The 24431-nt window shown below is 32.1% G+C and carries 14 protein-coding genes; 10 read left to right on the top strand and 4 right to left on the bottom strand.

The window, feature by feature from the left end:
* Nucleotides 1-3: 3 nt before the first annotated feature.
* The 3 genes from DIS18_RS02940 to DIS18_RS02930 are packed head-to-tail and all read right to left on the bottom strand — an operon-like array spanning nucleotide 4 to nucleotide 6038.
* Nucleotides 4-1356, bottom strand: coding sequence for a SusF/SusE family carbohydrate-binding protein (locus DIS18_RS02940; RefSeq protein ID WP_109351537.1), 1353 nt, complete (start codon nucleotides 1354-1356; stop codon nucleotides 4-6).
* Nucleotides 1357-1367: 11 nt separating this feature from the next.
* Nucleotides 1368-2921, bottom strand: a complete 1554-nt coding sequence (locus DIS18_RS02935) for a RagB/SusD family nutrient uptake outer membrane protein (RefSeq protein ID WP_109352565.1) — start codon at nucleotides 2919-2921, stop codon at nucleotides 1368-1370.
* Nucleotides 2922-2933: 12 nt separating this feature from the next.
* Nucleotides 2934-6038 carry a SusC/RagA family TonB-linked outer membrane protein gene (locus DIS18_RS02930; RefSeq protein WP_109351536.1) on the bottom strand — a complete coding sequence of 1035 codons (3105 nt, stop codon included), beginning with the start codon at nucleotides 6036-6038 and terminating at the stop codon, nucleotides 2934-2936.
* A gap of 250 nt (nucleotides 6039-6288) precedes the next feature.
* On the opposite strand from DIS18_RS02930, the gene DIS18_RS02925 reads away from it, so the two are divergent.
* The 10 genes from DIS18_RS02925 (at nucleotide 6289) to DIS18_RS02880 (ending at nucleotide 23137) form a co-directional block, all read left to right on the top strand.
* Complete coding sequence (locus DIS18_RS02925; RefSeq protein WP_109351535.1) at nucleotides 6289-7362, top strand: LacI family DNA-binding transcriptional regulator; 1074 nt, start codon at nucleotides 6289-6291, stop codon at nucleotides 7360-7362.
* Nucleotides 7363-7515: 153 nt separating this feature from the next.
* The gene (locus DIS18_RS02920) at nucleotides 7516-8883 is read left to right on the top strand and encodes an MFS transporter (RefSeq protein WP_109351534.1); all 1368 of its coding nucleotides are present in this window, start codon (nucleotides 7516-7518) and stop codon (nucleotides 8881-8883) included.
* 2 nt (nucleotides 8884-8885) lie between these two features.
* On the top strand, nucleotides 8886-9569 hold the full coding sequence (gene pgmB, locus DIS18_RS02915) for a beta-phosphoglucomutase (protein WP_109351533.1): 684 nt from the start codon (nucleotides 8886-8888) through the stop codon (nucleotides 9567-9569).
* A 65-nt stretch (nucleotides 9570-9634) separates the two neighbouring features.
* Nucleotides 9635-11944 carry a glycoside hydrolase family 65 protein gene (locus DIS18_RS02910; RefSeq protein ID WP_109351532.1) on the top strand — a complete coding sequence of 770 codons (2310 nt, stop codon included), beginning with the start codon at nucleotides 9635-9637 and terminating at the stop codon, nucleotides 11942-11944.
* Between the two features lie 19 nt (nucleotides 11945-11963).
* Nucleotides 11964-14081 carry a glycoside hydrolase family 97 protein gene (locus tag DIS18_RS02905; protein ID WP_109351531.1) on the top strand — a complete coding sequence of 706 codons (2118 nt, stop codon included), beginning with the start codon at nucleotides 11964-11966 and terminating at the stop codon, nucleotides 14079-14081.
* 10 nt (nucleotides 14082-14091) lie between these two features.
* A complete protein-coding gene (locus DIS18_RS02900) occupies nucleotides 14092-16071 on the top strand; it encodes a glycoside hydrolase family 13 protein (protein WP_109351530.1) in 1980 nt (659 codons plus the stop codon).
* 85 nt (nucleotides 16072-16156) lie between these two features.
* Entirely contained in the window at nucleotides 16157-17134 is a 978-nt protein-coding gene (locus DIS18_RS02895; RefSeq protein ID WP_109351529.1) for an alpha/beta hydrolase, read from the top strand.
* 1 nt (nucleotide 17135) lies between these two features.
* Nucleotides 17136-19013 carry an alpha-amylase family protein gene (locus DIS18_RS02890; RefSeq protein WP_109351528.1) on the top strand — a complete coding sequence of 626 codons (1878 nt, stop codon included), beginning with the start codon at nucleotides 17136-17138 and terminating at the stop codon, nucleotides 19011-19013.
* A gap of 4 nt (nucleotides 19014-19017) precedes the next feature.
* Nucleotides 19018-20670, top strand: a complete 1653-nt coding sequence (locus DIS18_RS02885) for an alpha-amylase family glycosyl hydrolase (RefSeq protein WP_109351527.1) — start codon at nucleotides 19018-19020, stop codon at nucleotides 20668-20670.
* 94 nt (nucleotides 20671-20764) lie between these two features.
* A complete protein-coding gene (locus tag DIS18_RS02880; protein WP_109351526.1) occupies nucleotides 20765-23137 on the top strand; it encodes a GAF domain-containing protein in 2373 nt (790 codons plus the stop codon).
* Here DIS18_RS02880 and DIS18_RS02875 read toward each other — a convergent pair.
* Nucleotides 23134-24330, bottom strand: coding sequence for a Pycsar system effector family protein (locus DIS18_RS02875; RefSeq protein WP_109351525.1), 1197 nt, complete (start codon nucleotides 24328-24330; stop codon nucleotides 23134-23136). The genes DIS18_RS02880 and DIS18_RS02875 overlap by 4 nt on opposite strands.
* Nucleotides 24331-24431: the final 101 nt, after the last annotated feature.

Here is a 24431-nt window from a genome sequence, read left to right as displayed (position 1 = left end):
AGCTTACCTAGAGCCTAAATAATATGCAGGTCCAGCAGCATCGTTAAAATCTATTGATACAACGTAATTTCCAGCAGTTACAGCAATATTGTTGTCTGAATCTTGATCTAAAATACCATCTGCATTAGCATCACCATAATCACCGCCCCAATTATTATTCATACGGAATTTAATTTCACCATCAAGCATGGTTATATTTTCAGCATAAAAAACACCTGGTTGGATTTCTGTTAGACTAGCATCTGGAGTAGCTCCCCAGTCATTATATCCAGAACCTACAGCTCCCCATACGTTTGTTGCTGGTTCGATACTATAAGACATATCGTTTAAGTTAACAGTTACTAGATAATGTCCAGCAGTTACAGCAATATTGTTGTCAGAATCAGAGTCTAAAATACCATCATTGTTAGCATCACCAACATCACCACCCCAAGTGTTATTCATACGGAATTTAATTTCACCGTCTAAAAGTTGAACACCAACTTTAAAAGTGTCACTTGTGTAATCATAATATAATTTGGCATCAGGAGTTGCACCCCAATCGTTAAAACCAGAGCCTACAATACCCCAAGAGAATGGTTCAATAGTATAAGAGTTATCATTAGTATCAATAGTGATTTTATAATCACCAGCAGTTACTGCAATATTGTTGCCATCATCAGCATCTAAAATACCATCTAAATTAGCATCACCTAAATCTCCACCCCATTGGTTATTTTCTCTAAATTTAATTTCACCATCAACCAAGTTTACGTAAGATACTATAACGCCAGGTACAGCCGTTGTATAGAATTTGCCATCAGCAAATGCACCCCAGTTATTATAGCCAGAACCCACAACTCCCCAAGAAGCCACTTCAAAACTACCACCACCTTCTACTATTTCTGGTAATACAACAGTAAGTTCTTGTATTGCTGAATAGGTTGGAAGTCCTTCAGTTCCAATAAAACCTTTTACTCTAAAGTATAAAGTTCCAGTATTTGGCATATCTGTATTAGGGTCGTTATCTAAACCTGCAGCTTCTGCAAAAGCTAACATGTTACCAATAGTTACAGCAAGCTCATTTCCGTCTGTTGTTCCTACTGTAGTAGCATCAGTAAAATCTCCTAAAATAGAGTTTTCTAACTCGTAAGTTGTGTTAGTTGGTACACCAAAATCTGCATCTTGCCAAGTGAAACGTTCACCTAAATTATTTGAAGCACCTACAGTTAATACGTATTCATCTAAAAAAGAATTAGAGAATACAATACCATCTACTGGTTCTTGAGCTGTGAACACTAAGTCGTCATCTTGATCACAGGCATTGAAGCCAATGAAAGCTATTAATAAGAGCGATAAAATTTTTATATTTTTCATAATTATTGTGTTTAGTTTTGAAATCCTGGGTTTTGAGTTAAATTGGGGTTAGCCTGTAAAGCAGACGAAGGAATTGGGTATAATTTATAAGTATCTGGAATTGAAGTTCCATCTTTTACACCACCTTTCCATGGCCATAAATATTTATTGCCTGTAAACATACCAAAGCGTATTAAATCTGTACGTCTGTGTCCTTCAAGGTTTAATTCTCTTCCGCGTTCGTCAATTATAAATTGCTCTGTTAAATCAGTTTGAGTAATAGAACTTGCGTTTGATCTAGTTCGAACGGCGTTTACATATTGAACAGCAGTTCCCATATCTGTTCCAGCTGCTCCTCTAACTGCACACTCTGCATACATTAAATAAGCATCAGCTAGTCTGAATAAAGGAAAATCTGTAGGAGAAAAGCTTGATGGTAAAGATGATCCTGCGAAATTCGTATTTCTAAATTTTGTAGAAGGATAGCCATCAGTCCACTCTTTATAATCTTCCATTTCATAGTTATGTCCGTCAGTCCAAAAAAGACTAGCTCTAACGTCTGTAGAAGTATTTAAATCACCAAATAAGCCATACCATGCTTTACTAGATCTGTGTCCACCCCATCCTTCTGTAGCACCAAATTGAGCTAGAGGTGTGGTGTCTGCATTTAAACTACCATTTACAATATAAGTGGTATTACCAAAACTTTGACTTACTTGAGCATCAGCAATTAAAGGGAATATAATTTCAGTTGATGAGTCATTATCAGCAGAAAATATACTCACAAAATTTGTAGCTAAAGTGTATGAACCTTCAGTTATTACTTTATTAGCATATGTTGCAGCGTCATCATATCTGGGAGTTCCTGTATAGACTTCAGCATTTAAATATAATTTTGCTAATAACATTTGTGCAGCACCTTTTGTAGCTCTACCATAAGTATTAGTTGTAGGTAAGAGTGCTTCGATAGCAAGTAATTCTGACTCTACAAAATCAAATAATTCTTGACGTGATGCTTCAGGTAATGATTCTGATTGTCCAAAATTTTCTTCAGTAGCAATAACGCCTTTACCAAATACATCAATTAAGTAATAGTTAGCTAAAGCTCTTATAAAACGTACTTCGGAAATAATACCATCTTTATTTTCTACATCAACATTTGGTAGTATAGATAGTAAATTGTTACACTGAGGAATTGTAAAGAAAATTCTGTTATATAAATATCTAAAGAATTTATTCTCTGGGGTCCAATCTGTTGTTGTTGTTAATTGATCAAGACCATTATCTCCCCATCTGTTTTTCATAGCATCAGCTGCAAAATCTTGTAAGTTTACAATACCTCTTAGAAAAGGCGATTCCCCAGCATCATCACTAATATCTGAACTTCCAGGGCCATCAGCACCAGAAAGTGCAAATGAACCATATAGTCTTGATAATATTCCTTCAACAGCTTGTGGATCTTGATCAAGTAGTTCTTCTAATGATAATTCTATTAATGGTTTTGTATTTAAATCATCTGTACAGCTAATGTTAACAGTAAAGACTACTACTAAACCAAATAGTAATTTTAAAATTTTATTTTTCATAATTTTCATAGTTTAAAAATCAATATTAACACCTAAATTATATACTGTAGCTCTAGGGTAGAAATTACTATCAATACCTGTGAAATTTTCAGGATCTTGTCCAGAATAATTTGTGATTAGGAATGGATTGTTAACTGCACCATATATCTTTAGTCTCGCATTTTTTATAACATCAGTTAGCGTATGACCAATTACAATGTTTTCACACCTTAAGAATGAAGCACCTTCAAGAAAATAATCTGAATATTGAATTGGATCTACAATATCCGAAAATACTGGGTTTGCTTCACCTGCAAAGAAATTTAATGTGTTATTAAACGAATTACCATCTAAAGATAAAGCGTTTTCAATCGCACCTTGTGTTAATCGTCTAGAGTTATAAATTTCACCATCTAACTGCCCTCTAAAACTGGCACTAAAATCCCAGTTTTTATAGTTCATATTAAAACCAAAACCAAAGGTCCAATTAGGTTGAATAGCTCTATAATATCTATCAGCTTCAGTAATTCTACCATCATCGTTTAAGTCTACAAAAGACCCTAATACAGGGTTACCTGCCGCATCGTATACTTGTTTTAATACCCAAGCAGAACCTGCTTGTTCTCCTAAAGCATGTCTTAATAAGATGTTACCAGTACCTATTGGAAGTCCACCATTGGGAGCGTTAATTTGTTCTACACCTTTTAAATCCGTTACTTCTGAAATATTGTATGATAGGTTTCCATTAAAAGATAAATTAAAATCTTCATTTTGTACAGGATTTAAGTTTAAGTTTAATTCAAAACCTTTGCTATCTGTTGATCCTACGTTTTGAATAACTTGATCACTTAAAGCTTGCCCCGGAGGTACATTTGTAACAACTAATAAATCTGTTGTTTCTCTTTTAAAGATATCAAAAGATCCAGAAAGGAAGCTGTTTGCAAAAAAGTCAAAATCAACACCCGCATTATAAGTTGTTGTTTTTTCCCAAGTTAAGTCTGGATTAAACTCTTTAGCATTATATAAGTTTACTCCAGTTATATATTGACTTTCTGGAGACCCGATTTCAAATAATGGAATAGATGGATAAAAACCTACCTGTCCAGAAATATCTTGCTGTCCAGTTTCACCCCAACCAAATCTTAGTTTGAAATCGTTTACAAAATTTACATCTTTTAAGAAACTCTCTTCTTTTACTTTCCAAGCTAATGCAGCAGAAGGGAAGTAACCCCAGCGGTTTTCTTCTGTAAAGAATGAAGATCCATCCGCTCTAAAAGAGGCTGTAATTAAATATTTGTTAGCTAAATTAATATTAGCTCTCCCAAAGAAAGATTGAAGATTTAATTCATTAAAATATCTATTATTAGGATTTAATGGGTCTATATTCGGGATTCTTTGTCCGCTCACTGGGTCGTTTTCAAATTCATCCTTATTACCATCATTCTTAAAATTTTGATAAGAATACCCTGCTTGTACATCAAAATTATTAACGAAGAAGTCATCAAATTCTTTTCTATACGCTAAGTACGATTCCATAGTAACATTAGTAATATGTTGTCTTTCTCCAAAACTTTTTCCTGGATTGAATATAAAAGTACCAGCAGGCACATTTGTATCTGGAACTAAAGTGTATGAGTTTATAGCATTATCAGAGAATCTTTCTTCAATCTCAGCTCTTGAAGCTTCTAATCCTAAATTTACAACAGCTCGCAATTCAGGTAAAAAGTGCATCTTATAGTCTAATTCAATATTACCAAGTAAACGATTTACTTTTTCAGGTCTTGTTCTTTGAAGTAATACTCCTAGAGGGTTTCCAGCACCAATTTTCGCATTTGGATCGTTAGGGTTGTCTGAGGCTTGTAACTGCTGATAAAAACCACCAAAAATAGAGTTCCCATCATATATTGGTTTTGTAGGATCCATTGTAACAGCGCCACCTAAAGCAGCTCCATCATCTATAGAATTTTTATCTACAACTGTTCCTTTAGCATTAATATCTACTTTCAAATGGTCATCAAAAAACTTTGGAGTCAATCTTAGTGATGCCGTAATTCTTTCATAATCGTTTGTTTTTACAACACCTTCGGTTTCATTATAACCAATAGAAGCTCTAAAAGGAATTTTTTCAAATAAATTAGCTCTTACTCCAAAGTTATAATCTTTTGTTATAGCTGTTCTGTAAATAACATCTTGCCAATCTGTATTGTAAATAGCTCTGTCTCCATCTGGAGTGCTAATAATTTGTGACACAGTTTGGTTATTGTCAACGCTACCTACAGGTACTCCTAAAGCACTAAGATTATTTGGAAAGTATGTTTGTGCAAATTGTACAAACTCATCACCATTCATAACTTGAATTTGATCTTTAGAACTAATATTACTTAAAGATGTTCTTGCTGAAAAGTTGAATTTAGCTTCTCCAGAAGTTCCCTTTTTAGTGGTGATAATAAGTACACCATTAGAAGCACGAGAACCATAAATAGCAGTTGCAGATGCATCTTTTAGTATACTGAAACTTTCAATATCATTTGGGTTTATTAAACTCAATGGGTTTCCAACACCAGCTACACCACCATTATCTAATGGAACACCATCAATAACAATTAAGGGTGCGTTATTACCAGAAAGTGATGATCCTCCTCTAATTCTAATGTTTGGAGCAGCATCTGGTTGTCCACCTGCACTTGTTATTCTAACACCTGCAGCTTTACCTTGTAGTAATTGATCTGGAGAAACAACTGCTCCTTGGTTAAAGTCTTTTGATGATATAACATCAACCGCACCAGTTAAATCTTCTTTTTTCACGCTACCATATCCAATAATAACGATTTCATCTAACTGAGCTGCGTCTTCTACTAATTGGACATTTAATGTTGATTGCCCTGAATAGGTTATTTCTTGTGATTGATAACCAACATAAGAAAATACAATGACGTCTCCGTTATTAACTTCAATACGGTAATTCCCATCAAAGTCTGTTGCAGTACCATTAATGGTTCCTTTTATAACAACGTTAACACCGGGAAGCGGAATTGAAGTGGATTGTTCCGTTACTGTTCCTGTAATTGGCGTTTGCCCAAGCATAGAGATGGGCGCCAAAAACAGAAAAAACAGTAAACTATTAAAAATTGTCTTCATACAAATTAGTTTAAATAATTAGTCATTTTTGTTTGATTATATTTTCACTTCTCACCTCAAAACTATGTAAAGAAATTGTTAAGAAACAATTATTGATTACGAAATATTTAACGAAAACGTTTTCGTGTTGACAACTTTTTAATTTTTAAGCTTTAAAATAAGAAAATCGAATATTTGTAACTGATATAAATATTAAAAAATCTTTACGTTAACCATAGAATAATTACTATTTTAGAGAGCATTTAAGATTATGAAAAGAAAGATAACATTAAAGCAAATAGCTAAGGAGTTAGATGTCTCAGTGTCAACTGTTTCAAAAGCTTTGAGCAATAGCAAAGAGATAAGTGAAGATACTACGCAAAAAATACAGGCTTTTGCTAAACTTTATAACTATAAGCCTAATAATATAGCATTAAGCCTAAAGAATAGAAAAACTAAGACTATTGGTATTTTAATTCCAGAAATTGTACATCACTTTTTTTCAACAGTAATACGCGGTATTGAACGTGTAGCAAACCGACGCGGATATAATGTTATTGTTGGGCTCTCAAATGAATCTTTTACAAAGGAAATAATCAACATGGAAATGCTTGCAAGTGGAAGTATAGATGGTTTTATTCTATCTATATCTAAAGAGACTTTGCTAAAGCAAGATTACCATCATTTTAATGCTACAATAGATCAAGGAATGCCTATTGTAATGTTTGATAGAGTAGTTAATGAGGTTGATTGTGATAAGGTTATTGTAGATGATTTTAACGGAGCGGTAAAGGCCGTAAAAAAACTTGTTGAAAACGACTGTAAAAACATAGCATTAATAACAACAATGGATTATGTAAGTGTTGGTAGATTGAGGACCCAAGGTTATTTGGAAGCTTTGCAAAGTAGTGGTATTGAGGCAAATTCTAACTTGATTTTAAAAATTGATGATAGTCTAGATGTAGAAAATAATCTTGAAGTTTTAGAGACTGAAATTGCTCATTTTTTTAAATCGAATCAAAATATAGATGCGGTATTTGCTGTGAATGAATTGTATGCAGTTTCTGCTATGAAAGTAGCTAGTAAGTTAGGAATGAGAATTCCAGATGATATTCAAGTTATTGGATTTACAGATGGTGTGCTTTCAAAACATGCAACACCAAGCTTAACAACAGTCAGTCAACATGGTCAAAAAATAGGTGAGCAATCTGCGAATTTATTGATTGATAGATTAGAAGCTGAAGACGTCTCAACCGAGCAATACTTTACAAATAATGAAAAGAAACGTGATTTTATAAAGATGGTAATAGAGACCGAAATTATAGAAAGAGAGTCTACTAAATAGTTTCGTAAAACAATATTGAAAAAAAGAAGGTATTAGGAAAACTAAAATTCTTTTTTATCTTTGATTCGAAATCAAAACTTATATTTTCACTTCTCACATAAGTTTTGATAAGTATATCGCTTATCAAATAGTATTCATTTAAACATACTATTAATGGAAAAGCGTAGATTAAGTTTCTGGCAAATTTGGAACATGAGTTTCGGGTTTCTGGGGATACAATTTGGATTCGCCCTCCAAGGAGGCTTTATGTCTCGAATTTTTCAAACTTTAGGAGCTGGTCATGACGATATACCTTTGTTATGGATTGCTGCACCTCTAACAGGATTACTTGTTCAGCCAATTATTGGTTACCTAAGTGATAGAACTTGGCATCCTAAATTGGGTCGAAGACGACCTTATTTTCTTATTGGAGCTGTTTTAAGCTCTGTAGCTTTATTTTTTGTACCACATTCATCTGCATTATGGATGGCTGCAGGCTTTCTATGGATTTTAGATGCTTCCATAAATATTTCTATGGAACCGTTCAGGGCTTTGGTAGCAGATAAGTTGCCAGAATCACAAAGGTCTTATGGATTTGTTGTTCAAACATTGATTATTGGTATTGGTACATGGGTTGCAAGTAATTTGCCTTGGATGATATCTGAATTAGGTGTTAGTGATTCTGCACCTCAAGGAGTAGTTCCTATGTCGGTTAAAGTAGCTTTTGCAATTGGTGGATTTGTATTTCTTGTTAGTGTGCTTTATACAATTTTTACAACTTCGGAGTATCCACCAGAAAATATGGAAGAGTTTGAAAAAGAAAAACAAAAGAAGAACCAATTTATCCCAGACATTGTCAATAATATTGGCAATATGCCTACAACGATGAAAAAACTTGGAGTTATTCAGTTTTTTTCATGGTTTGCCTTCTTCACAATGTGGAGTTTAGCTAATCCAGCTTTAACAGAGCATGTTTTTAATGCCCCAGCTCCAATTGAAGAAAACTATAATATGGAAATCTTACAAGAAAAAGAAGCTTTTGATGTGGCTAACACATCTTTTCAAAAGGCATCAAATCTTGTGGGTTCTGCAATGGGGGTTTATGGATTGTCTTCAATGGCATTTGCTTTACTGTTAACATTTTATACTTCAAAAAAGAATATAAATAGAAAATATGTTCATATGGGGTCTCTAATTTTGGGAGGGTTCGGATTTGCTGGCATGTATTTTATAGATGCTCCAGAAAATTTAAAGTATTGTTTTATGCTAGTTGGCATAGCTTGGGGAAGCATATTATCAATGCCTTATGCTATGTTATCCAGTTCAGTAGACCCAAAAAAAATGGGAATGTTTATGGGTATTTTTAACATGTTTATAGTAATACCTCAAATTATTGCGGCATTAGGAGGTATTAATTATGTTTCTAGTCTATTAGGTGAAGAAGCTATTAACGCAATGTTAGTTGCTGGAGGAAGTTTAATAATTGCTGGACTATGTAATTTTTTAATTACAAACAAATCTGCAATTTCATATCAATCATAATAATGAACAAAATAGGAGTCATATTCGATTTAGACGGCGTAATAGTCGATACAGCAAAATACCATTTTCTGGCTTGGAAAGAGCTAGCAGATGATTTAGGATTTGAGTTTACTGAAGTACATAACGAACTATTAAAAGGAGTAAGTCGTGTAAGATCATTAGAAATTCTTTTAGATATAGGAAACGTTAAGCTTTCAGAAGATAAAAAGCAACAATTTTTAATCAGTAAGAACGAAGAGTATCTTAAATACATTACTAAAATGGGACCAGAAGAGATTCTCCCAGGAGCAAGTGAATTATTGGATACCCTAGATGAATTAGGTATTCAATATGTATTAGGTTCAGCAAGTAAAAATGCACCATTAATTTTAAAACAAGTAAATCTATTTGAAAGGTTTGTTGGTATTGTTGATGGTAACAGCGTTTCAAAAGCAAAACCAGATCCAGAAGTGTTTTTAATTGGTGCTAAAAAATTAAATCTACAACCAGAGCAATGTATTGTTTTTGAAGATGCTATTGCTGGAGTAGAAGCTGCAAATACTGCAAATATGATATCAATTGGCATTGGAGATAAAAAAATACTTCATAAAGCTGATTATAACTTTACTGATTTAACTGGAATTACTTCAAGTTTTATCAAAGCATTAATTGAAACAAAAGAGAAAAAGAACAAAGTGTATAGATAAGAAGAACAACGGTGAATATTAACCCGTTTATTTTCTAAAGTCTATGCTCTAATATCTTAGTAAAAATGAATCAAGATTATATAAAACCAGATAATTGGTCCATAATAGAAGAAGGTTTTGATGCAAGTCGCGTTAAATCTTCCGAGAGTTTATTTAGTATTGGTAATGGTGCCATGGGGCAACGTGCTAATTTTGAAGAAGAATATTCAGGTGACACCTTCCAAGGAAGCTATATCGCTGGAGTGTATTATCCAGACAAAACCCGTGTGGGTTGGTGGAAAAATGGTTATCCAGAATATTTTGCAAAGGTTTTAAATGCACCGAATTGGATAGGAATTAATGTTAAAATTAACGGAGAGTCTTTAGATTTAAATATATGTAAAAGTGTTGATGATTTCAAGAGAGAATTGAATATGAAGGAAGGTTGGTTGTCTAGATATTTTAAAGCAACCTTACTAAATGATATTCAAGTTGAAGTATTTGTAAAACGTTTTTTAAGTTTAGATTTAGATGAAATTGGAGCCATTAATTATGAGATAACGCCGTTAAATTCGGATGCCGAAATTATTTTTCAACCGTATTTAGATTCAGGAATTACAAATGAGGATACCAATTGGGATGATAAATTCTGGGATACAACTGGTATAAGCCATAAAAATAATCAAGCTTTTATTGAGGCAAAAACCATGAAAACGGATTTCCATACTTGTACGTTTATGGAATCAAAAGTCTATATTTCTGGTAAACCTATTTTGGTTGAGCATAATACAAAAGCAGATTCAAATCATGTGTCTTTTAGTTATGCATATCCAGTAAAAAAGGGTGAGACTTATAGTGTTCAGAAATTTGGAGGCTATATTGTAGATAGAAATCATAATAAATCACAATTAGTTAAAGTTGCTAAGCAAGTTTTAAAAACCGCTACTGAAAAAGGGTTCAATCAATTACTTGAAGACCAAAAAAATGCTTGGATAACTATCTGGAAAATGGCAGATATTACTATTGAAGGTGATGTAAAAGCACAACAAGGTATTCGTTTTAATATTTTCCAATTGAACCAAACATATTTAGGTAAAGATTCAAAATTAAATATTGGGCCAAAAGGTTTTACAGGTGAAAAATACGGCGGAAGTACCTATTGGGATACCGAAGCATATTGTATCCCATTTTATATGGCCACCAAAGATCAAAAAGTAGCCAGAACATTATTAGAATATCGTTATCATCATTTAGATAAAGCCATTGAAAATGCTGGAAAATTAGGTTTTAAAAACGGAGCAGCTTTATATCCAATGGTAACTATGAATGGTGAAGAGTGTCATAACGAATGGGAAATCACTTTTGAAGAAATCCATAGAAATGGGGCAATAGCATTTGCCATTTACAACTATCATCGTTACACAGGAGATTATAGTTATATTCCTGAAAAAGGCTTGGAAGTTTTAATAGGAATTGCTCGTTTTTGGCAACAGCGTGCAAATTTTTCATCAGATAAAAATAAATATGTTATACTAGGAGTTACTGGTCCGAACGAATATGAAAATAACGTTAATAACAACTGGTATACAAACTATTTAGCTAAGTGGTGTCTCGATTATACTTTAGATCAAATTGAAAAAGTAGAATCGGAGTTTGCTTCAGATTTTTTAAGAATAGCTAAAAAAGTAAAGCTGTCTAAAAAAGAGTTAGCCTTATGGAAGACCGTTGCCGATAATATGTATTTTCCTTATTCTGAAAAGCACCAAGTGTATTTACAACAAGATGGGTTTTTAGATAAAGAATTAATTTCAGTTGAAGATTTACCAAAATCAGAAAGACCGATAAATCAAAAATGGAGTTGGGATAGAATTTTACGTTCACCATATATTAAGCAAGCAGATATTTTACAGGGTTTTTACTTTTTTGAAGATCAATTTTCTGATGAAGCTTTAGAACGTCATTTTGATTTTTACGAACCACTTACAGTTCACGAAAGTTCATTATCTCCTTGCGTGCATAGTATTCAAGCCGCAAAATTAGATAGAATGGAGCAAGCGTATGCTTTCTATTTACAAACGTCAAGGTTAGATTTGGATGATTATAATCATGAAGTACATGAAGGCTTGCATATAACATCCATGGCAGGAACTTGGATGAGTATTGTTGAGGGTTTTGGAGGTATGCGAATTAAAGATAATAAGCTCTCGTTCAATCCAAAAATCCCTAAACAATGGAAAGAGTATTCATTTAAAGTAAATTTTAGAAATCATATCATAAAGGTTAATGTCACTCAAAAGCAAACAAATTTTGAAATGATTTATGGTGAGAATTTAGAAATTCTAGTAAATAAAAAATCATTATTACTTAAGAATAATGTACTAAAAGCAGTAAGCTAATCAGTAATATTTTAAAGAAATGAAAAAGTTATTAATTTTAAGTTTAACAATCTTTTTATCAGCTTTTAATCTAATAAATTGTCAAGAGTTGAAATCGCCGAATGGTGAATTGGCAATGAATTTTTATTTAGAAAATAATGGTGTGCCTACTTACAAATTATCCTATAAAAACCAAGATGTTATAAAGCCAAGTCACTTAGGTTTGGAGTTAAAAGATGATGAGAAATCTTTGTTAAATGATTTTACAATTCTTAATACCGAAAATTCAACTTTTGATGATACTTGGAAACCAGTTTGGGGAGAAGAAAAACAAATAAGGAATCATTATAATGAATTGGCAGTAAGCTTAAAACAAAATGTAACTAATAGAATTGTAACTATTCGTTTCAGATTATTTAATGAAGGTTTAGGATTTCGATATGAATTTCCACAGCAAGAAAATTTAGTGTATTTCATAATTAAAGAAGAGAAGTCACAATTCGCTATGACGGGTGACCATACTGCAATTTGGATTCCTGGGGATTATGATACTCAAGAGTACGACTATACAAAATCTAAATTATCTGAGATTAGGCAGAAATTTGATAATGCAGTTACCGGAAATGCTTCACAAGAGCAGTTTTCAAAAACGGGAGTTCAAACCGCATTAATGATGAAAACAGATGAAGGCTTATATATTAATTTACATGAAGCTGCATTGATAAATTATTCATGTATGCATCTAGATTTAGATGATAAAAATATGGTTTTCGAATCGCATTTAACTCCAGATGTTAATGGCGATAAAGGCTATATGCAAGCGCCTTGTAATTCGCCTTGGAGAACCATAATGGTAAGTGATGATGCTCGTGATATTTTAGCCTCAAGGATGACGTTAAACTTAAACGACCCTTGTGAAATTGAAGATACATCATGGATAAAACCTGTAAAATATATTGGTGTTTGGTGGGAAATGATAACAGGTAAAAGTTCTTGGGCTTATACTAATGAATTACCAGCAATTCAATTAGGAGTTACAGATTACTCTAAAGTAAAACCAAACGATACGCATGCCGCAAATAATACAAAAGTAAAACGTTATATCGATTTTGCATCAGAACACGGTTTTGATGGTGTCTTAGTTGAAGGTTGGAATGAAGGTTGGGAAGATTGGTTTGGGAAATCGAAAGATTATGTATTTGATTTTGTAACACCATATCCAGACTTTGATGTTGATGATATTCACAACTATGCAAAATCAAAAGGAGTTAAAATGATTATGCATCATGAAACTTCGGGTTCTACAAGAAATTATGAACGTCATATGGATAAAGCATATCAATTTATGAAGGACAACGGGTATGATGCTGTTAAAAGTGGTTACGTTGGTAATATTTTACCAAGAGGAGAACACCATTACAGTCAATGGATTGTAAATCATTATCAATACGCCATTGAAAAAGCTGCTGAATATGAGGTTATGGTAAATGCCCATGAAGCAGTAAGGCCAACTGGAGTTTGCAGAACATATCCAAATTTGATAGGAAATGAATCAGCAAGAGGAACAGAATTTCAGGCTTTTGGTGGTTCAAAACCAAGTCATGTTACTATTCTACCATTTACTAGATTAATAGGTGGTCCTATGGATTATACACCTGGGATTTTTGAAATGGATATTAGCAAGTTAAACCCTAATAACAATTCTCATGTAAATAGTACTATTGCAAATCAGTTGGCATTATATGTAACTATGTATAGTCCGTTACAAATGGCAGCAGATTTACCGGAGCATTATGAGCAATTTATGGATGCATTTCAATTTATTAAAGACGTAGCTATTGATTGGGATAAGAGTTTATATCTAGAAGCAGAACCAGGAGATTATATTACTATAGCTCGTAAAGAAAAAGCTAGTAATGATTGGTTTATAGGAAATGTAAATGGAACAAACTCTAGAACTTCTAATATTAAATTGGATTTCTTAGAAAAAGGTAAAAAGTATAAAGCAACTATTTACGCTGATGCTAAAGATGCGCATTACAAAACAAACCCTCAAGCATATACCATTAAGACAGAAAAAGTGACGAGTAAGTCTAAACTCTCTCTTGTTTCTGTTCCAGGAGGAGGGTATGCAATAAGTATAAAAGAAATTAAATAAAGCAAAAAACATGAAAGCTTATTTTAAGAGTCAGAGAAAAACAAAACAATTTGTTTTGATTGGATTATTATCTGTATTTACTTTTAATACCTCTTGTAAAGAGCAAAGTGATATTAATGCAGAAGATACTGTTGAAAATTTCTCATTAGTTGATAAAAATGATATTAATCGTGTAGAACCATTAAACTGGTGGGTTGATTTTAAGGATTCAACTTTACAACTTTTGGTACATCATCCTAAGATTTCTGAAAGAACCACTGAAATTTCATATCAAGGCGTTTCAATAGAAAAAGTACATCAGGCAGATAGTCCTAATTATTTGTTTATAGATTTAAATATTTCTGAAAATACAAAAGCAGGAAAATTCAATATCACTTTCAAAAAAGAGGGTAAAGATGATTTGATTCAAACATACGAATTGAAATCAAGAATAAAACCAGCAAAAGAGTATTTAGGATTTGATAGTAGCGATGCTATATTTTTAATTACCCCAGATCGTTTTGCTAATGGAGATGAATCCAATGATATCGTTGAAGGCTTAAACGAAACTAAAATTGATAGAACTGATGGTTATGCCCGACATGGAGGAGATATTAGAGGAATAATCAACAAGATTGATTACATACATGATTTAGGCTATACCTGTATTTGGTCAACACCAGTTTTAATAAATGATATGCATCAAGGCTCTTATCATGGCTACGCAATAACAGATTATAATAAAGTTGATCCTCGTTTTGGGACACTTGAAGATTACAAAGAATTATCATCCAAACTACAAGAGAAAGGCATGAGTTTAATCATGGATCAAGTTGCTAATCATTGTGGACTGGAACATTGGTGGATGAAAGATTTGCCATTTAAAGATTGGGTAAATAATCAAAAAAATTACGAGGATAATATTAATAACTGGACTTGGGATAAAAATATTGGTTCTAATCACCGACGAACAACAAACCAAGACTTGTATGCCTCAAAGAGTGATAAAAATGGGAATGCAGATGGTTGGTTTGTTTCTGCAATGCCAGATTTAAATCAACGTAATCCATTTATGGCGAAATACATCATTCAAAACAGTATTTGGTGGATTGAAACTATAGAATTGGGTGGTATTAGACAAGATACATACCCGTATCCAGATAAGAATTTTATGGCAGATTGGGCAGGAGCAATAATGAATGAATATCCTAATTTCTCAATTGTTGGAGAAGAATGGAGTTATAACCCATTGTTAGTTGCTTATTGGCAAACGGGGAATAATAATAAAGATGGTTATGAGTCTAATTTAAAATCTACAATGGACTTCCCAATGATTAAATTTATTAAGGAAGGATTAAATGAAGAAGAATCTTGGGATAAAGGTTTGATTAAAATGTATGAAGGTTTGGCTAATGATTTTAATTATGCCAATCCGAACGATATCATGATTTTTATGGATAATCATGATAAAAGTAGAGTGTTTACAGAATTTGACGAAAATATAACCAAAACCAAAATGGCAATGAGTTATATGTTGTGCTTGCCAAGAACAGCACAAGTATATTATGGAACTGAAATTTTAATGAATGATACGGAAAAACCTGGAGATCATGGACTAATTAGAACAGATTTTCCTGGAGGATGGCCAGATGATAAAGTTAATGCTTTTAATGGTGACGGCTTAACTGATGAGCAAAAAGATATGCAGTCTTTTATGAAAAAAGTATTGAATTATAGAAAACATAGTAAAGCAATTCATAAAGGAAAGACAGTTCATTTCGTACCTCAAGGTGGTGTATACGTGTTATTTAGGGTTTTTGAAGATGAAACTGTGGTACACATAATAAATAAAAATGAAAAGCCCATTATATTAGATTTAGACAGATTTGAAGAAGTTGGTTTAAAAGGAAAACCTGTTAAAAATATAGTTACTGACTATCAATTTTTATGGGGAGATAATATTAATTTAAAAGAAAAAGGAAGTATCATTTTGACTACTAAATTGAATTAGATTAGTCTTATTTTTAAAAATATAAAATAAATTATTTTGGCTTTTTGTAAATATGTCTTAGTAGGTAGATTAAAAAAATAAGAGTATGAAATGGAGTATGTTTATATTGACGCTTTTCTTAGTGATTTCTTGTAAAACAAAATCAAAGGCTGTAGGTTCTCAAGATATCAAAACAGAAAAATCCGTCTTTTTTAAAAATCACTCTAAGGTTAATTTATCAAGCGGAAAATTAATGCGTTTAGATAGTTTTCCATCAAAATATATAACACCAAGGCCTGTTGATGTTTGGTTGCCTGAAAACTATTCAAAAGAAAATAAATATGCTGTTTTGTACATGCATGATGGACAAATGTTATTTGATGAAACAACCACTTGGAATAAGCAAGAATGGAAAGTTGACGAATGGGCATCAAAACTTATGAATGAAAACAAAACCAAAGACTTTATTGTTGTAGCTGTTCATAATATCAAAGCAGAGCGATGGCAAGATTTATTTCCTCAAAAAGCATTTATATATTTATCAGAAAAAGATAAGGCGATAATCAATAAACAGAGCAATCATATTAAAGAGGGAAGTGCTCTTTATGGAGATAATTATCTGAAATTTTTGGTAGAAGAATTAAAGCCAATTGTTGATTCTGAATTTTCAGTATATAAAAACCAAGAGAATACGTTTGTTATGGGTTCTAGTATGGGAGGTTTAATGAGTATGTATGCGCTTTGTGAATATCCAAATGTGTTTGGTGGTGCAGCATGTATTTCAACGCATTGGCCTGGGGCTAAGCCTATAGATAATAATCCATTACCAATAGCAATTTTAAAATATATGGAGGCAAATTTACCAGAAAGTAAATCTCATAAAATTTATTTTGATTATGGTACTGAAACGCTTGATGCACATTATCCGCAATATGCACCAAAAGTTACTGAGATTTTGATTTCTAAAGGGTATAACGAAAATGATAATTTTAAAAACTTAAAATTTGAAGGTACAAATCATTCTGAGAATTCATGGAATAAGCGTTTAGATATTCCCTTAACATTTTTACTAATATCTGAATAAAATGAAATTTGTAAAATACATATTAATAGTATTAATGATGATTGGTTTAAGCTGTAAAAAAGAAAAAAAAACGCTTAAAAAGGAGTTGATCACGGTTAAGGTTGCTAAGAAAAAATATGTGGTTTATCAAGTTTTTACACGTTTGTTTGGAAACCCAAATACTAACAATAAGCCTTGGGGAACTATTGAAGAAAATGGTGTTGGGAAATTTAATGATTTTACTAATAAAGCTTTAAAAGAAATTAAAGATTTGGGTGTGTCTCATATCTGGTATACAGGAGTGCCACATCATGCAGTTATAAATGATTACACAAAATATGGTATTCCAAATGACGATCCAGATGTTGTTAAGGGGCGTGCGGGTTCACCATATGCAGTTAAAGATTATTACAATGTGAATCCAGATTTAGCTGTAAATGTTGAAAACAGATTAGAAGAGTTTGAAGCACTAATAAAGCGGACACATGATTTAGGAATGAAAGTGATTATTGATATTGTTCCCAATCATGTGGCTAGAAATTATAAAAGTATTTCTAAGCCAGAAGGTATTAAGGATTTTGGAGAAGAGGATGATACTTCGGTTGTTTATGATATAAATAATAATTTTTATTATAACCTCAATGAAGCGTTTAAAGTCCCTGTTTGGAAAAATGGCTATACACCGCTTGGAGATGAAAAACCCCTTTTGGAAGATAATGAATTTCCTGAGGTACCTGCAAAATGGACTGGAAATGGCTCCAGGTTATCACAACCAGATATGAATGATTGGTACGAAACTGTAAAGGTGAATTATGGCATATCACCTGAAGGAAAAAAAGATTTTGACGAACTTCCAATTGGTTTTGAAAATGAAAATTATAAAATGCATTTTGATTTTTGGAAAAATAAAGCTATTCCAAATTCTTGGCTAAAGTTTAGAGATATAGTCATGTTTTGGTTGGATAAAGGTGTTGATGGTTTCCGTTATGATATGGCAGAAATGGTGCCTGTTGAGTTTTGGAGTTATCTGAACTCAAGTATCAAAATGAAAAACCCAGAGGCTTTTTTAATGGCAGAAGTTTATAATCCAGCTCTTTATAGAGATTATATTAAGAAAGGGAAAATGGATTATCTATATGATAAAGTTCAGTTGTATGATACCATAAAAAGTGTGATTCAAGGAAAAGGAAAAACTGATCATATTCCACCAATTCTTGATGATTTAAAAGATATTGAACATCACATGCTACACTTCTTAGAGAACCATGACGAGCAGCGTTTGGCAAGTCCAGATTTTGCAGGAAGTCCAAAAAAAGGAAAGCCTGCTATGGTAGTTTCAGCAACGTCTACAACTTCGCCAACTATGATTTATTTCGGGCAAGAAGCAGGAGAAGATGGTTCAGAACAGGCAGGGTTTGGTTCGCCTACAAGAACTTCTATTTTTGATTATGTAGGTGTGCCAGCACATCAGCGTTGGGTAAATAATAAACAATTTGATGGAGGGCAATTAACAAGTGAAGAAAAAGAATTAAGAAACTTTTATAAACGACTTTTAAATTTCACAATAAGCAGTAACGCTTTGGTTGGCAACTATCAAGATGTCCATTTGTATAACCGAAAAAATACTAAAGGGTATAATGATAAAATGTTATCTTTTGTTCGATGGAGTGATGATGAAAAACTCATTATTGTTTCAAATTTTGATGCTGAAAATAAGTATGAATTTAAACTAGAAATCCCAGATGATATCATCTCTAATTGGAAATTATCAGAAGGGAGTTATGAAGTTGAAGATCAATTGTATAAACAATTTGTTTCAAATCTAAAGATTGAAAATGGTATTGGAACTATTAAAATAAAGCTAGATGTATTGGAATCTTTCATTTTGAAAATTAAATAGAATCATGAAGTATATATCTATCCTAATAATAACTCTGTTTTTTTTTAATTGCGAAGGCAAAAAGAAAGTTCTTCCAGAAAAACCAAAAACACCTTTTGTTTGGGAAGCAGCAAACGTTTATTTTTTATTGACTGATAGATTTAATAATGGTGATAGGTCTAATGATATAAATTTTGATAGAACACTAAAAACAGGAAAACTTCGTGGTTTTGAAGGTGGTGATATAAAAGGGGTTACTCAAAAAATTAAAGAAGGGTATTTTTCCAATTTGGGTATTAATGCCATTTGGATGACACCTATTGTAGAACAAATTCATGGCGGTACAGATGAAGGTACAGGATTGAGTTATGGATTCCATGGCTATTGGACTAGTGATTGGACTGCGATAGATCCTAATTTTGGAACAGAAGAAGATTTAAGAGAATTGGTAAACGTTGCTCATAAGTATGGTATTCGTGTTTTGTTAGATGCTGTAATAAATCACACGGGACCAGTAACTGATAAAGATGTAAAGTGGCCTGATGAATGGGTTAGAACTGAACCACAATGCGATTATCAATCTTTTGAAAGTACTGTTACATGTACCTTGGTTAAAAATTTACCAGATATTAAAACGGAAAATAATGAAAACGTTGATTTACCTCCTCAATTAGTTGAAAAATGGAAAGTAGAAGGTAGGTATGAGCAAGAAGTAGCTGAATTAAATGCGTTTTTTGAAAGAACAAAATATCCAAGAGCACCTCGTTTTTATATTATGAAGTGGCTTTCTGATTACATTTCAGATTTTGGAATTGATGGCTATCGTGTAGATACAGTAAAACATACTGAATCTTATGTTTGGCAAGAGTTTAAGTCAGTTTGTGATTTTGCTTTCGCGGAGTTCAAACAAAACAATCCTAGTAAAGTTTTAGATGATAATAGTTTTTATCTAGTAGGTGAGGTTTATAACTATGGTATTTCAGCTACTAAAGCGTTCGATTTTGGAGATAAAAAAGTGAATTATTTTGATAATGCTTTTGATGGCTTAATCAATTTTGAGGCCAAATGGAATGCAGCTCAAATGACAACAGAAGAACATTTCAGAAAATATTCAGATATTTTAAATTCAGACTTAAAAGGCTTTAGTGTTTTAAACTATTTAAGCTCCCACGACGATGGTCAACCGTTTGATCCAGCTAGAGAAAAACCATTTGAAACTGCAACTAAATTGTTGTTGTGTCCGGGAGTATCTCAAGTGTATTATGGTGATGAATCAGGGCGTTCTCTTATAATAGAGGGAACAGAAGGAGATGCTACATTGCGTTCTTTTATGAATTGGGAGGCAATAAAAAATGACATCAAAATAAAAGAGATCTTAAAACATTGGCAGAAACTAGGACAGTTTCGAGCTAATCATCCAGCTATTGGGGCAGGTATTCATCAAATGATAACAGAAAAACCTTATTTGTTTTACAGAAGCTTTTCTAAAGATAACTTTAAAGATTTAGTAGTTGTCGGTTTAGATTTGCCAAAGGGGATGAAAGTATTAGATGTTTCTAAAGTATTTGAAAATGGTGATAATATTCAAGATGCTTACTCCGGTATTTCAGCTAAAGTAAAACAAGGAAAAATCGCCATAGATTCTAAATTCAATATCGTTCTTTTAGAAAAAAAATAACATCTTTTTTAGTAACAAAATTACAGTTAGGAAGTCTATTAAATAACGACTAAATCAATAATTTGTAACTTTGTTTTTCAAGCACAATAACATAATGGACATTAATGATAGTATCGAATCGCCAATGATGCTTAAAGTTGGTTTTAATAAACTACTTGAGCATTATGAAAATTTAGCTAAAAGTGATGATGAATTTTTATCAGCAAAGGCGAAGCGTGTTTTAAAAACAGCTAAACCATATCCAGAATTAAGAGATGGTTTTAGTGAAACTCAAATACTAAAGGATAGAGAAAAAGAAATTAGCGTAATTCTACAAGATTCTTTTGCTCCTGTACTGACCACGAATGAAATTAAAACAGCTTCAGTACCGTTTCATGACTTAATTTTTAATTCATCTGAACGATTTAAGAACATTATTAAAATAGCTGGGGATGGATTTGAATTGAATATCAAAAACATGCCCGATGATGATAGGTATATTATTGCTTGTACCATTATTTTGAATTTTTGCTACGGTTATAATCTTAATTTTAAACGCCCATTTTATTACGAAATTCCTGATGCAAATGGTATTCTACGCTATTACAAGATTTTATATAACGCTGATTTTTGTGAAATTATTCCAACCGAAAAGGCAAAAGAAATAACAAAAGAAGACTATGATGAATTACTAGATAATTTTGAAAATGTAGCGCTTTGGAAAGAAAAATTTCCAGTAGAGAGTTATATTTTCAAAGGTTTTGTTATTTCAAATATTTTTGATGTTACTGAAGATCAATCTATTTCAAATATAAAGTCTAGTCTTATTGGAGAAGATAAACGAAAAGAAGAAGGTTTTATGGATAGTTTCCATGAAATTTTCAGGTCTCTTTTAGGAATAAATGATATTAAAGTTGGTTTTTCAATTTATAATGAAGAAGATGATATTTTTGAACGTGTTTATGGTGTAGGTATGCATAGTTATCTGCTTGGAGATTCTGAAAATAGTAAATGCTCAGATTCTTTGTGCCATTGGTCTTACCATAGATTACTTAAAGAAAAAAAGTTTTTTTCTGTTTCTGATGTAGATCGCGATTTTGATATTTCAAAAGGGAAAGCGCCTCATATTGCAAATTTAAAAAACCAAGGTGTTAAGAGTGCTATTTTTGCACCAATAGCTAATGATGAAGGCTTAATGGGGATTATAGAAATAGTGTCTTCTACACCTCAAACTCTTAATAGTATAAATGCAAATAAGTTGGTTGATGTGATGCCATTTATTGTATCGGCTGTAGAGCGTTCTAAAAATGATGAAGAAAACTTAATTGAAGCCATTATCCAAAAAGAATGTACATCTATACACCCAAGTGTACATTGGCGTTTTGCTAAAGAGGCAAAAGAATTTATTAAGGATGAAATGGAAGGTAGAGAAGCGTCTTTTAAAAAGATAGCTTTCAATAATATATATCCACTTTACGGACAAATTGATATAAAAGGATCTTCGGAAGCAAGAAATAAAGCCACTAGACAAGATTTAACTCTGCAATTAAAAGCGATTAAAAATGTTTTGGTGAAAGCTTCAGAGATAGAAACTTTGCCGATATATGAGCAATTCATTTATCAAATTGACACCTATCAAAAGGGATTAAATGAAAATTTTCAAGTAGATAGCGAACAACAAATTTCTAATTTCTTTAAAGATGATATTGAACCTTTATTAAAACACCTCTATGTTGTTGATGTATTAAAAGAAGAAATTCAAACTTACTATGATAGTATTGATGATAAGGTAAACGTGCTTTATAAACACCGAAAGGATTATGATGATACCATTGCTAAAATAAATGTAGAAATGGCTTCATTGTTAGATAAAAAACAAGTTGAAGCGCAACAAATGTATCCGCATTATTTTGAGCGTTTTAAAACCGATGGTGTTGAGCATAATATGTATATAGGAGAGTCTATTACTAAAGAAGATAGTTTTAACCGAATTTACTTGTATAACTTACGCTTGTGGCAGTTGCAAGTCATGTGCGAAATGGAAAATGCATACTACCTGATGCAATCAGATTTCCCAGTGGCGTTAGATGTAGCTTCTATGATTTTAGTGTTTAATCAACCATTATCTATTAGTTTTAGAATGGATGAAAAGCAGTTTGATGTAGATGGTACATATAATGCACGCTACGAGATTGTGAAAAAACGTGTAGATAAAGCTTATATAAAAGGCACTAAAGAACGTGTAACTCAAAAAGGAAAAATAAGCATAGTATATTCTCAAAAACAAGATGAGTTAGAATATTTAAGTTATATTAAGTTTCTCCAGTCTAAACACTATTTAGATACCGATATTGAGATTGTTGAGCTCCAAGATTTACAAGCTGTAACTGGTTTAAAAGCAATACGAGTAAGTGTGCTTTATCATAAGAATGAAGACGATAAAGCGTTTTATACCTATGATGATTTAATGAAGGAGATTAAGTCTTAAGATATCCCACCATAAAACTTAAAAGCAATAGCAAAAGATATAACGCTTACAATAATACCTATCATAAAAACGGAATAGGTAAGTCTTAATATTTTATATTTTTTATCTAGAACTAAACCCAGAAAGTATAAATCTTTTTTCATTGATGAGTACAAATAATCTCGGTCTTGCATCATTTCTCCCATAGCCCATTCAAAATCTTTTAAACTCATTTTATGAAAATTCCCGAAGAATAAAAGGTTTACTTTTTTATTAGCAACATCTTCTTTAGTGAACTTTCCACTAGTTACATTTGGTCTTGTAGCTAAAATTGAGAGTACTATAGATGCAACGGTAAATCCAACAAAAATAACTGTAGGCCAAATTAAATAATCATTGGAAGGATTATCTAATTTAGATACAAGATTTGAGAGCACCAAAGACACAATAATTGCATTTACAGATAATAATATATTTGCTTTGGTATCAGCAATATTACTTAAGGTTATGTGGTTTTTAAGTGTTACCCTAAACATGGTTTCAATACCACGTTCGGGCAATTCTATTTTGTTTTTTTTGAAATCTAACTCTTCTTTTTTTTGTGATAGTTTTTTTTCATCACTACCTATTTTCTTTCTAGACTTTAGTAAATCTGATAGGTTTTTACCTTTTCGTTTGTCCCAAATACTAGCAGCTTCTGGTGTGTGAAAACGATGTTTGGTTGATAAAAAGTTGATGTTTTCATCCAGCCATTCTATTTCTGTAAAAGTTTTGTTGCATTGTAGCTCCCATTCTTTTCTCAATAGCTCAGAAATTTCTAAATAGTTTTTGCTTCCTATGTGAGAGCAATCAGCATCTCGAATAATTTTCTCAAGTTGATTTTTTGGTTTAGCTTCAATTTTAGTAGCTAAAATTAAATCACAAATCGCATCAATATCTTTTTTAGAGCATTTTTGTTGTTTTAAAAAGTCTTTAGAAATTATAACACTTTCATCTTCATGATTCTTGATACCTTTAGTATAGCCTGTGTCATGTAACCAAGCAGCAGTAAGTAGTAATTCTTTTTGAGCTTTATCCAGATTAGAAAGTTCAGCTAAATCATTGGCATCCTTTACAACGCGTTGTGTATGTGTAATGTTATGATAGGTAAATGAAGTGTCTAACTCTTCATTTAAAAGATTAATTACAAATTTTTCAGTTGCTTCAATCAACATGTTTGAAAATTATAAATGTTATTAAGTAAAAATACTAAAACTTTAAAGATAATTGAATAAGTATACTAAATGTGATTTTCACCAAACGAACTGGCTTAAAT

The organism is Algibacter marinivivus (assembly GCF_003143755.1).
Lineage (GTDB): Bacteria > Bacteroidota > Bacteroidia > Flavobacteriales > Flavobacteriaceae > Algibacter_B > Algibacter_B marinivivus.
Note: the sequence above shows the minus strand (reverse complement) of the source record. Positions and strands in the feature narration are given on the sequence as shown.

What these genes read in the sequence shown, in the direction of transcription:
- DIS18_RS02940 (WP_109351537.1), bottom strand. Translation starts at nt 1,356, where the DNA reads ATGAAAAATATAAAAATTTTATCGCTCTTATTAATAGCTTTCATTGGC.
- DIS18_RS02935 (WP_109352565.1), bottom strand. Translation starts at nt 2,921, where the DNA reads ATGAAAAATAAAATTTTAAAATTACTATTTGGTTTAGTAGTAGTCTTT.
- DIS18_RS02930 (WP_109351536.1), bottom strand. Translation starts at nt 6,038, where the DNA reads ATGAAGACAATTTTTAATAGTTTACTGTTTTTTCTGTTTTTGGCGCCC.
- DIS18_RS02925 (WP_109351535.1), top strand. Translation starts at nt 6,289, where the DNA reads ATGAAAAGAAAGATAACATTAAAGCAAATAGCTAAGGAGTTAGATGTC.
- DIS18_RS02920 (WP_109351534.1), top strand. Translation starts at nt 7,516, where the DNA reads ATGGAAAAGCGTAGATTAAGTTTCTGGCAAATTTGGAACATGAGTTTC.
- pgmB (WP_109351533.1), top strand. Translation starts at nt 8,886, where the DNA reads ATGAACAAAATAGGAGTCATATTCGATTTAGACGGCGTAATAGTCGAT.
- DIS18_RS02910 (WP_109351532.1), top strand. Translation starts at nt 9,635, where the DNA reads ATGAATCAAGATTATATAAAACCAGATAATTGGTCCATAATAGAAGAA.
- DIS18_RS02905 (WP_109351531.1), top strand. Translation starts at nt 11,964, where the DNA reads ATGAAAAAGTTATTAATTTTAAGTTTAACAATCTTTTTATCAGCTTTT.
- DIS18_RS02900 (WP_109351530.1), top strand. Translation starts at nt 14,092, where the DNA reads ATGAAAGCTTATTTTAAGAGTCAGAGAAAAACAAAACAATTTGTTTTG.
- DIS18_RS02895 (WP_109351529.1), top strand. Translation starts at nt 16,157, where the DNA reads ATGAAATGGAGTATGTTTATATTGACGCTTTTCTTAGTGATTTCTTGT.
- DIS18_RS02890 (WP_109351528.1), top strand. Translation starts at nt 17,136, where the DNA reads ATGAAATTTGTAAAATACATATTAATAGTATTAATGATGATTGGTTTA.
- DIS18_RS02885 (WP_109351527.1), top strand. Translation starts at nt 19,018, where the DNA reads ATGAAGTATATATCTATCCTAATAATAACTCTGTTTTTTTTTAATTGC.
- DIS18_RS02880 (WP_109351526.1), top strand. Translation starts at nt 20,765, where the DNA reads ATGGACATTAATGATAGTATCGAATCGCCAATGATGCTTAAAGTTGGT.
- DIS18_RS02875 (WP_109351525.1), bottom strand. Translation starts at nt 24,330, where the DNA reads ATGTTGATTGAAGCAACTGAAAAATTTGTAATTAATCTTTTAAATGAA.